At 72.7% G+C, this 12,194-nt stretch carries 10 protein-coding genes and 1 pseudogene; 4 read left to right on the top strand and 7 right to left on the bottom strand.

Annotation, left to right across the window (positions count from 1 at the left end; translation table 11 throughout):
* A pseudogene (locus AB0J06_RS17450) lies at positions 1-688 on the bottom strand (zinc-binding alcohol dehydrogenase); the annotation flags it as partial.
* A 139-nt stretch (positions 689-827) separates the two neighbouring features.
* Between AB0J06_RS17450 and AB0J06_RS17455 the strand changes: the two are divergent.
* The gene (locus AB0J06_RS17455) at positions 828-2,252 is read left to right on the top strand and encodes a lysine 2,3-aminomutase (protein WP_357429616.1); all 1,425 of its coding nucleotides are present in this window, start codon (positions 828-830) and stop codon (positions 2,250-2,252) included.
* 68 nt (positions 2,253-2,320) lie between these two features.
* Here AB0J06_RS17455 and AB0J06_RS17460 read toward each other — a convergent pair whose 3' ends face one another.
* The gene (locus AB0J06_RS17460) at positions 2,321-2,515 is read right to left on the bottom strand and encodes a CsbD family protein (protein WP_357429618.1); all 195 of its coding nucleotides are present in this window, start codon (positions 2,513-2,515) and stop codon (positions 2,321-2,323) included.
* 348 nt (positions 2,516-2,863) lie between these two features.
* Between AB0J06_RS17460 and AB0J06_RS17465 the strand changes: the two genes are divergently transcribed.
* Positions 2,864-3,430 carry a histidine phosphatase family protein gene (locus AB0J06_RS17465; RefSeq protein ID WP_357429620.1) on the top strand — a complete coding sequence of 189 codons (567 nt, stop codon included), beginning with the start codon at positions 2,864-2,866 and terminating at the stop codon, positions 3,428-3,430.
* Here the strand turns inward: AB0J06_RS17465 and AB0J06_RS17470 are convergent.
* From AB0J06_RS17470 to AB0J06_RS17485, 4 genes are all read right to left on the bottom strand, one after another.
* On the bottom strand, positions 3,405-3,866 hold the full coding sequence (locus AB0J06_RS17470; protein ID WP_357429622.1) for an Lrp/AsnC family transcriptional regulator: 462 nt from the start codon (positions 3,864-3,866) through the stop codon (positions 3,405-3,407). The genes AB0J06_RS17465 and AB0J06_RS17470 overlap by 26 nt on opposite strands.
* A gap of 33 nt (positions 3,867-3,899) precedes the next feature.
* Positions 3,900-5,042, bottom strand: a complete 1,143-nt coding sequence (locus tag AB0J06_RS17475) for an acyl-CoA dehydrogenase family protein (RefSeq protein ID WP_357429624.1) — start codon at positions 5,040-5,042, stop codon at positions 3,900-3,902.
* Positions 5,039-6,157, bottom strand: coding sequence for a Xaa-Pro peptidase family protein (locus AB0J06_RS17480; protein ID WP_357429626.1), 1,119 nt, complete (start codon positions 6,155-6,157; stop codon positions 5,039-5,041). Before AB0J06_RS17480 ends, AB0J06_RS17475 begins: the two co-directional genes overlap by 4 nt.
* Positions 6,158-6,238: 81 nt before the next feature.
* Positions 6,239-7,330, bottom strand: a complete 1,092-nt coding sequence (locus AB0J06_RS17485) for a DUF4037 domain-containing protein (protein ID WP_357429628.1) — start codon at positions 7,328-7,330, stop codon at positions 6,239-6,241.
* Between the two features lie 98 nt (positions 7,331-7,428).
* Between AB0J06_RS17485 and AB0J06_RS17490 the strand changes: the two genes are divergently transcribed.
* Positions 7,429-8,352: a 5'-3' exonuclease gene (locus AB0J06_RS17490; RefSeq protein WP_357429630.1), complete on the top strand. Its 924-nt coding sequence runs from the start codon at positions 7,429-7,431 to the stop codon at positions 8,350-8,352.
* An 85-nt stretch (positions 8,353-8,437) separates the two neighbouring features.
* On the opposite strand, the gene AB0J06_RS17495 is transcribed toward AB0J06_RS17490, so the two are convergent.
* Entirely contained in the window at positions 8,438-11,329 is a 2,892-nt protein-coding gene (locus AB0J06_RS17495; RefSeq protein WP_357429632.1) for a DEAD/DEAH box helicase, read from the bottom strand.
* Positions 11,330-11,439: 110 nt separating this feature from the next.
* On the opposite strand from AB0J06_RS17495, the gene AB0J06_RS17500 reads away from it, so the two are divergent.
* Positions 11,440-12,192, top strand: a complete 753-nt coding sequence (locus tag AB0J06_RS17500; RefSeq protein WP_357429775.1) for an HAD-IA family hydrolase — start codon at positions 11,440-11,442, stop codon at positions 12,190-12,192.
* Positions 12,193-12,194: the final 2 nt, after the last annotated feature.

Consider the following 12,194-nt stretch of genomic DNA (forward strand, 5'->3'; position numbering starts at 1 on the left):
CGGCCACCGCGAGGCGGTCGCGCACCGCCGGGGTCGGCACCACCCCGACCGTACGCACGGCGCCGGCCCGCCGCGCCGCGGCGAGCGACAGGGAACCGCTCTTGCCGGCGCCACCGATCACCGCCACGGTCACCGGCCGGCCGTAGCCCCGCACGACGCGCGCGGTCAGCGCCGGCGCCCCGCACACGTCGAGGACCGCGAGGGAGAGCTGCGGGTCCAGGTCGTCCGGGAGTACGGCGGCGATCGACCGGCCGAACAGGATCGCGTGCCCCGCGCACGGCACCTGCTCGCTGAGCCCGTCCCAGCCGGCCAGTCCGTCCGAGACTGCCAGCGGGGTCAGCGTCAGCGACACCAACGTCGCGACACGGTCCCCCGACTTCAGGCCCAGCGGGGACTCGGGACCGACCTCGTCAACGGTGCCGATCAGCATCCCGCCCGAGCCGGTCACCGGGTTGTGCATCTTGCCCCGGCTACGAATGATCTCCCGCACCTCGGCCCGGACCGCTGCGCCATCCCCGCCGTGCTTCTCCGCCAGCTGCCGGAAGCTCGCCGCGTCGAGGTTGAGCCGCTCGACGCGGATCCGCACCTCGTCGGGGCCGAGTTCGGGGCGGCTGTCCAGGCGCTGCGCGGCCTGCGGCAGCACGCCGGCCGGCTCGATGACGCGGTGCAGACCTACCGGCGATGTCATGCCCACCATCCCCTTCGCTTCCGGAGCCCGCCCGCGCCACACCTCGCGCGACGGGAAAACTTACGGCAGAGTAGTTTCTAGACGAAAGATTTTCCAGTAGCGTACCGATGATCGCTACCCGCCATACGCAGGAGACCTCGTGACGCAGACCGAGCCGGTTCCGGCCACCGCCGCGCCGCACCCCGCCCCCGCGTCGGCCGCGACCGCACGCTCCGCCGACCAGCCCTACGAATACCGCCGCCGCGAGCTCGTCGAGCCGGACTGGACGCGATTCCCCGGCTGGCGCGACGTGACCCGCGAGCAGTGGGAGTCCGCGCAGTGGCAGCGGGTCAACTGCGTGAAGAACCTCAAGCAGCTCCGCACCGTCCTCGGCGACCTCGTCGACGAGGTGTTCTACACCGACCTCGCCGCCGACCAGGCCGCGCTCGCCACCATGTCGATGCTGGTGCCGCCGCAGATGGTCAACACGATGGTGCCGTTCGCCCCGATGACCACCGAGGCGTTCTACGCCGACCCGGTCCGGCGCTACATGATCCCGGTCGCCTCCGACCGGCGCACCGACTGGCCCTCGCACCCGTACGCCACCCGCGACTCCCTGCACGAGCACGACATGTGGGTCGCCGAGGGGCTGACCCACCGCTACCCCACCAAGGTTCTCGCCGAGCTGCTCTCCACCTGCCCGCAGTACTGCGGGCACTGCACCCGCATGGACCTGGTCGGCAACTCCACCCCCGCGGTCGAGAAGCTCAAGCTCTCGCTCAAGCCGGTCGACCGCTACGACGCCCACATCACCTACCTGCGCGCCCACCCGGGCGTGCGCGACGTGGTCGTCTCCGGCGGAGACGTGGCCAACGTGCCGTGGCGCAACCTTGAGTCCTACCTGATGCGGCTGCTCGACATCGAGACGATCCGCGACATCCGGCTCGCCACGAAGGCGCTGATGGGCCTCCCCCAGCACTGGCTGCAGGGGGACGTCGTGGAAGGGCTCGAGCGGGTGGCGCGCACGGCGTCCCGCCGCGGCGTCAACCTCGCCATCCACACCCACGTCAACCACGCGCAGTCGCTGACGCCGCTGGTGGCGCGCGCGGCACAGACCGCGCTGGAGGTCGGCGTCCGGGACGTGCGCAACCAGGGCGTACTGATGCGCGGCGTCAACGCGACCGCGCCGGACCTGCTCGACCTCTGCTTCGCGCTGCAGGGCGAGGCCGGCATCCTGCCGTACTACTTCTACATGTGCGACATGATCCCCAACGCCGAGCACTGGCGGGTCCCGGTCTGGCACGCCCAGCAGTTGCAGCACGACATGATGGGCTACCTGCCCGGGTACGCGACCCCGCGGATCGTCTGTGACGTGCCGTTCGTCGGCAAGCGCTGGGTGCACATGCTCACCGAGTACGACCGGGAGCACGGCATCTCGTACTGGACCAAGAACTACCGCACCTCGATCGAGGCCGACGATGTCGAGGCGCTGGAGAGGCGCCACGCCTACTACGACCCGATCGACACGCTGCCGGAATCGGGACAGAAATGGTGGGCCAAGCAGGAGGCCGCCGACCTGGACTGACCAGTCACGAACGATTGAGGGCCCGCACCGAACTCGGTGCGGGCCCTCAATCGTTCGCTTTCGCGACGTCAGCCGGAGAAGGCGTCCTTGATGTCGCGCCCGGCGTCCTTGGCGTGCTCACCGGCCTGCTTGGCGCGCGCCTCGGCGGCCTCGACGGACCCTTCGGCCTGCAGTCGCTCGTTGTCGGTGGCGTCGCCGAGCTTCTCCTTGGCCTCGCCCTTGAGTTCCTCGGCCTTATTGGACAGCTTGTCGCTGAAGCTCATGAGCCAATCCTCCTGAACACGAATCGGATTTCGTCATCCCCAGTGGGGATTCCGTCTCGCCCGTAACACTTCCCACTCCCGCGGTCCCGAAACGTGCCCACCCCTGCCGGCTTCCGCTTCGTGTTCTCGCTGTCCGATGTGGTGCATGTGCGCCGTGGCGCACAATCCGTAGAGCATCCTAGGAAGGAAGAGTGGCTTCGGTCCTGCGCAGCTTGGGCGGGCGAGCCGCTGCGGGACAGGTTCGTCAACACCACTGCTCCGGTGACCGCAGTGCCGTGCGTCGTACAGCCTAGACCGTCCTAGGAGGCTAGCCCTGCTCGGACGGACACCGGATGGTTGACTGGACGAATGCCAGAAATCGTCCTGATCCGCCATGGGCAGACCGAGTGGAGCGCCACCGGGCGGCACACCTCGTACACCGACATCGACCTCACGTCGACCGGCGAACAGCAGGCACGGGAGGTGGGGAGCCGGCTCGCCGGACGAAGCTTCGCCGCCGTGCTCAGCAGCCCCCGGCGGCGGGCGCTGCGCACCGCCGAGCTCGCCGGCCTCCCGGTCACCGCGATCGACGACGACCTCGCGGAGTGGCACTACGGCGAGTACGAGGGGATCACCACGCCGCAGATCCGGGAGAACCGGCCGGACTGGGACCTGTGGCGCGACGGCTGTCCCGGCGGCGAGTCACCCGACCAGGTCGGTGACCGGCTCGACCGGGTGCTCGCCCGGGCGGTCGCGGACCTCCCCCGCGGCGACGTGGCGCTCGTCGCGCACGGTCACGCGCTGCGCGTCGCCGGCGCCCGGTGGATCGGGGAGCCGGCCGGGACGGGCGGACGGCTCCGCCTCGACACGGCGACCGTGTCCGTGCTCGGGTACGAGCACGCGCGCCCGGTCATCCTTCGGTGGAACTGCTGCTGACCTTCGGCGGTCGCCCCTCGTACGGCGTGGAGAGCACGACCGTGGTCCGGGTGGTGACGTTCGCGGCCGTACGGATCTCCTGCAGCAGCCGCTCCAGATCGGCCGGGCTCGCCACCCGGACCAGCAGCAGGTAGAAGTCCTCGCCGGCGACCGAATAGCACGAGTCGATCTCTGGTAGGTGCGCCAGCCGTTCGGGGGCGTCGTCGGGCTGCGACGGGTCGAACGGCCGGATCGCCACGAACGCGCTGAGCGGGAGGTCCAGCGCCTCATAGGCGACCCGCGCCGCGTACCCCTTGATCACCCCGCGCTGCTCGAGCCGGCGCACGCGCTGATGCACGGCGGAGACGGAGAGCCCGACCTTCTCGGCGAGGTCCGTGTAGGACAAACGCCCGTCGGCGGTGAGGGCGGCGATGATGGCGCGGTCGATCTCTTCCACGGCGTGAACCTACCCTCAGACGCGACGGCGTGGTCAGCCGCGTGCCAGGGAACGCGAGATGACCAGACGCTGGATCTGGTTGGTCCCCTCCACGATCTGCAGCACCTTCGCCTCGCGCATGTAGCGCTCCACCGGGTGGTCGGCGACGTAGCCGTATCCGCCGAGCACCTGCACCGCGTCGGTGGTCACCCGCATCGCCATGTCGGTGGCGAAGAGCTTCGCCTTCGCCGCCTCGATCGAGTAGGGGCGGCCGGCGTCGCGCAGCCGGGCCGCGGCGAGGGTCAGCGCCCGCGCCGCGGACACCTGCGTCGCCATGTCGGCGAGGAGGAAGCCCAGGCCCTGGAAGTCGACGATCGCGCGACGGAACTGCTCGCGCTCGCGGGCGTACGCCACCGCGTAGTCGAGCGCGGCCTGGGCGAGCCCGACCGCGCAGGCGGCGATGCCGAGGCGCCCGGAGTCCAGCGCGGACATCGCGATCCGGAACCCGATCCCCTCCTCCCCCACGATCCGCTCCGCCGGGACGCGGGCGTCGTCGAAGGCGATCTGCGCGACAGGCGAGGAGCGCAGCCCCATCGTCTTCTCCCGCGCCTGGGGGTTGATCCCCACCGTGGCGGAGTCGGCGAGCAGGCACGAGACGCCGGCCGGGCCGGATCCGCCGGTGCGGCAGAAGATGTTGTAGAAGTCGGCCTGGTGGGCGTGGGTGATCCAGGCCTTGGTGCCGTTGACCACATAGGAGTCGCCGTCGCGGACCGCCTTCGTGGTCAGCGCCGCCGCGTCCGAACCGCCCTGCGGCTCGGAGAGGCAGTAGGCGCCGAGCAGGTCGCCGCCGAGCATGTCCGGCAGCAGCTTGCGCAACTGCTCTGCGCCGTACGTGGCGACCGGGTAGCAGGCCAGGGTGTGCACGCTGACCGCCTCCGCCACGGCCAGCCACCGCGACGCGAGCACCTCGAGGACCTGCAGGTAGACCTCGTACGGCTGGGCGGAGCCGCCGACCTCCTCGGGGTAGGGCAGCCCGAGCAGCCCGGCGCGACCGAGCGTGCGCAGCACAGCGCGCGGAAATTCACCGCGCGCCTCGAAGCCCTCGACCTGCGGGGCGAGTTCCCGGTCGGCGAGCTCGGTGGCGAGTTCGAGGAGGTCGTACGCCTCGGCGGTGGGGAGAATGCGGTCGACGGTCATAGCGGGGCCAGCTCCGTGGGGGTGGTGTTGAGTCGTTCGACGCCGTCCGCGGTGCAGACGACGATGTCCTCGATGCGGGCGCCGTGCCGCCCGGCCAGGTAGATCCCGGGTTCGATCGAAAAGGCCATCCCGGGTTCGAGCGGCAGGGTGTTGCCGGTGACCACGTACGGCTCCTCGTGGGTGTCGAGCCCGATGCCGTGCCCGGTGCGGTGCAGGAACGCGGCACCGTACCCGGCGTCGGTGATCACATCGCGGGCGGCGGCGTCGACCGCTTCGGCGGTGACCCCGGGGCGCACCGCGGCGACCGCGGCCCGCTGGGCGGCGTGCAGGACCTCGTAGTAGGCGAGGAACTCCGGGTCCGGCGTGCCGCCGGCGACGTAGGTGCGTGTCGAGTCCGAGCAGTAGCCGGAGGGCATGGTGCCGCCGATGTCGACGACGACCGGGTCGCCGGCCTCGATGACGCGCCCGGAGGTCTCGTGATGCGGGCTCGCCGCGTTGGGGCCGGCGGCGACGATGACGAAGTCGACGACGGCGTGCCCGGTCTCCCGGATCGCGTTCGCGATGTCCGCGCCGACCTCGGCCTCGGTGCGCCCCGGGCGCAGCCACTGCGTCATCCGGGCGTGCACGGCGTCGATCGCGGCGCCGGCCTCGCGCAGCGCCGCCACCTCGGCCGGCGTCTTGCACATCCGCAGCTCGCGTAGCACGTCGCCGGCGAGGCGTTGGTTGACCTGGGGCAGCGTGGCCCGCAGCGCGAGGACCTGCTCGGCCCACATGTGGTTGTCGAGCCCGACCGCCACCACGGGCCCCTCAAGGGCCCGTAGCACGAGCGGGTACGGGTCGGTGCCGTCGGCGTGGTCGACGATGCGCAGCCCGGTGGCGGGCGCCGGTGACGCCTCCGCCGCGGCACGCTCCAGGGTCGGCACGATCAACGTGGGCGTGCCGTGCCGGGGCAGCACCAGACAGGTGAGGCGCTCCAGCGCGTGGGCGTGGTAGCCGGTCAGGTAGCGCAGGCCGGAGCCGGGGGTGATGAGCAGGGCGTCGAGGCCGGCGCGCGTCATGGCGCGCTGGGCCGCGGCGAGACGCTGCGGCGGGTAGAGCTCGGCGCGATCGGACACACCCCAAGCTTAACGTTCGTTTGGGTGGCGCGTCAGCCAGCTCGGCAGGCGCGGTCGTGAAGATCGACCACCTGCCGACCTTCAACCCGTAGCGGAGCCGGCGAGCGCGGCGGCCGCCACCGCCCGGGCCCGCGCCGTCCCGGTGAGCAGGTCGGTGCTGTCGACGTACTGGTCGACGGCACCGACCGGCGGGAGCTTGCGCAGCCACGGGTTGACGATCGCGGCGCGCAGGGCGGTGGCGAAGCGCGCCGCGTCGAGCACCATGAAGGGTCGCTTGTGGAAGGCACGCACGGTCGGGTCGACCGGGGCCGCCAGGCCCGTCTCATTGGTGCGGGTGGCCACCTCCTCGTAAGCCCGGCACAGCCGCTCTTCCCGCTGCCGCCAGTCGCTCGCGGCGAGCGCGCCGCGCAGGCTCCCCGCGACGGTGTCGATGCCCGGCAGCCGGGCGAACGCGCTGCCCAACCACTTGCTGTACGGCGGGTAGCGGCGTGCCAGCAGCAGACAGAGCCGCATCAGGTCCCGGCTGAGCCGGGCCGTTATCACCGCGCTGCCCAACTCGTCGCCGACCTCGCCGCACCGGCCCACGAAGTGCTCCTCCTGCGCGATCCGGGTCCACTGGCAGGCCAGCACGTACCGCCACACGTCGTCCGGGTACCACAGCAGCCGCTCCCGCGCCGCGGTCAACGTGCCGTCGAGCCCGTCGTGGAAGATCGCGCCCCCGGTGAACTCCGCCAGCCGCTGCGTCGGCGCGGAGAGCCAGTCGACGTCCGTGACCCGCCGCCGGGGATCGAAGCCCAGCGCGGACTCGAACCACGCACCGAGCTCGCTGACGGTGACGCCGTGCCGGTCGCCGGCCGCGGAGAGCACCCCCAGGCCGGTGGTGGCGTCCTCGGCGAACCGGGTCGGATGATCCAGGAACGTCGGCGGCAACTCCGCGGAGAACGCGCTCACGATCTGCGCGGCGAGCCCCGGCTCCGACCGGTCGAGGAAGAGCTGCACCCGTGGTCCCCAGTCGTGGTCGGTGGAGCGCGGCGTGTCGAAGCCGAGCAGTTCCGATCCGAAGTCGAGACGGGCGGCGGCGTACCGCAGCTGGGGGAAGCGGGCGGCGAGCAGCGGCGCGACGAGCTCGTCGTAGAAGCGACGGTTCAACTCCAGCCCCGGCACGAAACCCATGCCGGAAGCCTGCCGCACGCACGGCGATGATCACCACGGAAATCCGGGGGAACGCGCGGCGGATGGGCGGACGCGGCGCGCTGTGCGACGCTGTGTCCGTGACCGAACGACCCCCCCTGCTGCTGGTCGACGCGCCGAGCCTGTACTTCCGGGCCTTCTTCGGCATCCCGAAGGCAGCCGCCACCGCCCCCGACGGCAGCCCGGTGAACGCCGTGCGTGGCTTCCTCGACATGCTGGCCACCCTGATCCGCACCCGCCGCCCGGACCGGCTGGTCTGCGCGCTGGACTACGACTGGCGACCGCAGTGGCGGGTCGAGCTCCTCCCGTCCTACAAGGCGCACCGCCTCTCCCCGACCGGCGGCGAGGTCGTCCCCGACGAGCTGGTGCCGCAGGTTCCGCTCATCCTCGAGGTGCTCGACGCGCTCGGGATCACCGCCGTCGGCGCGGCGGGCTACGAAGCCGACGACGTCGTCGGCACGCTCGCCACGACGCAGCCGGGGCCGGTCGAGGTGGTCTCCGGCGACCGCGACCTCTTTCAGCTGGTCGACGACGCGAAGCCGGTACGGCTGCTCTACTGCGGCCGGGGTATAGCGAAGCTGCAGGACTGCGACGACGCGGCCGTGCAGGGCCTGTACGGGGTGCCGGCGGAGGCGTACGCCGACTTCGCGGCGCTGCGCGGCGACCCGAGCGACGGGCTCCCCGGTGTCGCGGGCGTCGGCGAGAAGACCGCCGCCCGGCTGATCGAGCGGTACGGCTCGCTGGCCGGCATCCTCGCGGCGCTCGACGAGCCGGGTTCGGGGTTCGCGCCCGGCCTGCGCGCCAAACTGCTCGCTGCCGGTGGCTACCTGGCGGTCGCACCGACCGTGGTGCGGGTCGCCCGTGACGTGCCGCTGGCCGAGCTGGACACCGCGCTCCCGCCGGCGCCGGCCGATCCGGACCGGCTGCTCGCGCTCGCGGAGAAGTGGAACCTGGCGGGCGCCACCCGACGGATCGTCGACGCGATGAGCGGCGTGCGGGGCTGACCCGGTGGATGATCCCCGTGAACGCCGGCCCGGTGGGTCGGCACGCCGCCGACCCGCCGGAGTCACCCCCTGATCACGCGGATCATCAGCCGGGGCGGACGGCCGCGCCGGGGCCGCTGACCGCGTTGTAGGCGAGCACACCGCGGTTGATCGTCGCCATCGCCTGCCGCGCCGTCGCCCGCAACTCGGTCGAGGCGCCGCCGGCGTCGGTCAGCTGCCCCAGCAGGTCCACCACCTGCCGCGCCCACCGGACGAAATCGCCCGCCGGCATGTCGCCGTCGAGGTTGTCGCCGCTGGCCAGCACCTTCGCCAACGACTCACCACGCGCCCATCGGTAGATCGGCCAGGCGAAGCCGAGATCCGGCTCGCGGGTGGACTCCAGACCCCGCGCCGCCTCGTCCGCCTCCAGCTCCGCCCAGGTTTTCAGCGTCGCGTCGACCGCGTCCGACACCCCGCCGCGCGGCAGCGAGGCCCGGTCATCGACGTCGCGCCGCGCCTCGTAGACCACCACCGACACCGCCGCGGCCAACTCGGCGGCGGAGAGCCCGTCCCACACCCCACGACGCACGCACTCGGCGACCAACAGGTCGGTCTCCGTCCAGATCCGGGAGAGCATCCGCCCCGCGTCGGTCACCTCACCCGCCGGGGAGAGATAGCCCCGCGCGGTGAGCAGGTCGCAGACCCGATCGAAGGTGCGGGCCAGCGACCCGGTCCGGCCGGCCACCCGTTCGCGCAGCTCATCGGTGTCGCGCTGCAGCCGCCAGCGCCGCTCGGCCCAGCGCGCGTGCTCCTCCCGGTCCGGGCAGGCATGGCAGGGGTGCCGGCGCAGCTCCGCCTTGAGCTGCGTGAGCCGGTCGTCCTCGCCGGTGCCCCGGGACCGCCCGCCCCGCCGGCCCTCATGCCGGTCGAGCCCCGTCCCGCTGACCGCCGCCGCCAGATCGCGACGGGCCGCCGGCGAGCGGTGGTTGAAGTGCTTCGGCACCCGCAGTCGGGCGAGCACTTCCGCCGGCGCCGTGAATTCGGCCGGGGTGATCCGGCCGGCCCAGCGATCCTGGGTGAGCACCAACGGCCGGGGTTCGCCGAAGCCGCCCGTACCGGGGTCGAGCACGACGGCGAGGCCGGCGCGGCGACCGGACGGGACGCGGATCACATCACCGACACGGAGCCGCTCGATCGAGGCGACCGCCGCGGCGCGCCGCTGACTCTGCCCCTGCCGGGCCAGCGCCCGTTCCCGGTCCGCGATCGCCACCCGCAACGCGAAGTACTCCTCGAAGTCGCCCAGATGGCACTCGGTCTCGGCGCCGTACGCCGCCATCGTCTCCTCGTTGCGCTGCACCTGCCGGGCCAGGCCGACCACCGACCGGTCGGCCTGGAACTGCGCGAACGACGACTCCAGCAGGGTCCGGGCGGCCGCCACGCCCACCGAGCCGGCCAGGTTCACCGCCATGTTGTACGACGGGCGGAAGCTGGAGCGCAGCGGATAGGTGCGGGTCGAGGCGAGGCCGGCGACGTGGCGTGGGTCGACCTCCGGCGACCAGACCACCACCGCGTGCCCCTCCACGTCGATACCCCGCCGGCCGGCACGCCCCGTGAGCTGGGTGTATTCGCCGGGCGTCAGGTCGACGTGCGCCTCGCCGTTGTATTTGACCAGCCGCTCCAGCACCACGCACCGGGCCGGCATGTTGATGCCGAGCGCCAGCGTCTCGGTGGCGAAGACCGCCTTGACCAGGCCGCGCACGAAGAGCTCCTCGACCACCTCCTTGAAGGCGGGGAGCATGCCGGCGTGATGGGCCGCGAGTCCGCGTTCGAGACCGTCGAGCCATTCGAAGTAGCCGAGCACCGACAGGTCCTCGCTGGGGATCGCGCTCATCCGCTCCTCGACGACACGGCGGATTTCGGCCCGCTCCTCCGGCCCGGTCAGCCGCAACCCGGCGGCCAGGCACTGCTGCACCGCGGCGGCGCAACCGGCCCGGCTGAAGATGAACAGGATCGCCGGGAGCAGCTGCTCCCGGTCGAGGCGCTCGACGATGTCGGCGCGGAGGGGCCCCCTCCAGCGCGGCCCCCGGCCACCGGCGCGCCCCCAGCCGGGGCCGTCGCCGCGGCCCCCGCTCATCTCGAGGCGGCGCAGCATCTCCCGGGTGTACCGCAGCAGTTCGGGGTGGACGTCGTGCTTGCGGGCGGCGTCCGCGTCGTGGAACAGGTCGAAGTTCCGCTTGCCGACCAGCATGTGCTGCCAGAGCGGCACCGGCCGGTGCTCGCTGACCACCACCTCCGTCTCGCCACGGACCGTGACCAGCCAGTCGGCGAACTCCTCGGCGTTCGAGACGGTCGCGGAGAGCGAGACCAGGGTGACCGAGGCGGGCAGGTGGATGATGACCTCCTCCCACACCGCGCCCCGGAACCGGTCGGCGAGATAGTGGACCTCGTCCATCACCACGTACGCCAGCCCGTCGAGGGTGGCCGAGCCCGCGTAGAGCATGTTGCGCAGCACCTCGGTGGTCATCACCACCACCCGGGCGTCGCCGTTGATCGCGTTGTCGCCGGTCAGCAGCCCGACCTGATCCGCGCCGTGCCGGGCGACGAGGTCGTGGTACTTCTGGTTCGACAGCGCCTTGATCGGCGTGGTGTAGAAGCACTTGCGGCGGCGGCCCCCGTCAGCGCTCGGACCCTCGGCGCCCGGAATTTCCGTGCTGGGAAATCCCGCCCCGGCCGTGGGACCCGGCCCACCGCCGACAAGACCCGGCCCGCCGGCACGCAGCGCCAGGTAGACCGCGAACTCGCCGACCACCGTCTTGCCGGCGCCGGTGGGCGCGCAGACCAGCACGCCGCTGCCGCGCTCCAACGCCTGGCACGCCTCACGTTGGAAGTCGTCGAGCTCGAACCCGAGGTCGAGGGCGAAGTCTTCAAGCGCGGGGAACGCGGTGGCCTGCGCCGCCCGGCGGCGCGCCGCGGCGTACCGCTCGGCAGGGCTCGACATAGCGCCAAGATTAGTCCGTACACCGGTCACGCACCCCCCGAGGCCGTTGACGACCCCCCGCCGGGAGGCTCGATAGGGTGCACGGCGTGCCGGAGCATGCCGAACCGCCCATCCCCCGTACGTCGCCCGGATCCGCGACCACCACCCGCCCGGCGCAGCCGCGCCGTCGGCTCGACGCGGTGCTCTTCGACTTTCACGGCACTCTGGCCCAGGTCGAGGAGCCGGTGACGTGGGTGCTCGCCGCGGCGGCCGAGTGCGGGGTGACGCTGGAGCGCCCCCGCGCGACCGTGCTCGCCGACCGGCTGCTCACCGCCGGCCGCGCGGGCGGGCCGCTCCCGGCGCGGGTGCCACCGCACCTGGCCGAGGTCTGGGCGGACCGCGACCTGTACGAACACGCCCACCGCGCGGCCTTCACGGGTCTCGCCGCGAGCGTCGACGCCGGCGTCGACGGGCTGGCCGACGCGCTCTACGAGCGGCTGCTGCGGCCGGAGGGCTGGCTGCCGTACACGGACACCGCCGCCACCCTGGAGTCGCTGCGCGCGGCCGGGCTGCGGGTGGCCGTGGTCAGCAACATCGGCTTCGACATCCGGCCGCTCTTCGCCGCGTGGGGGCTGACCGCGCTGGTCGACGCCTTCGTGCTCTCGTACGAGGTGGGGCGCTGCAAGCCCGACCCGGCGATCTTCCTGCGGGCGTGCGGGTTGCTCGGCGTGGACCCGGAGCGGGCGCTGATGGTCGGCGACACCCCGGCCGACGCGGGGGCGGTCCGGGCCGGGTGCGCGGCGCTGGTGTTGCCGGCCGCCGACGCCGGACGGGCCAACGGGCTCGCCGCCGTGCTCCACCTCGCCGGCGCCGACGAGGCGTGAGC

Source organism: Micromonospora sp. NPDC049679 (assembly GCF_040659735.1).
In the GTDB taxonomy this organism is placed as follows: Bacteria; Actinomycetota; Actinomycetes; order Mycobacteriales; family Micromonosporaceae; genus Micromonospora_I.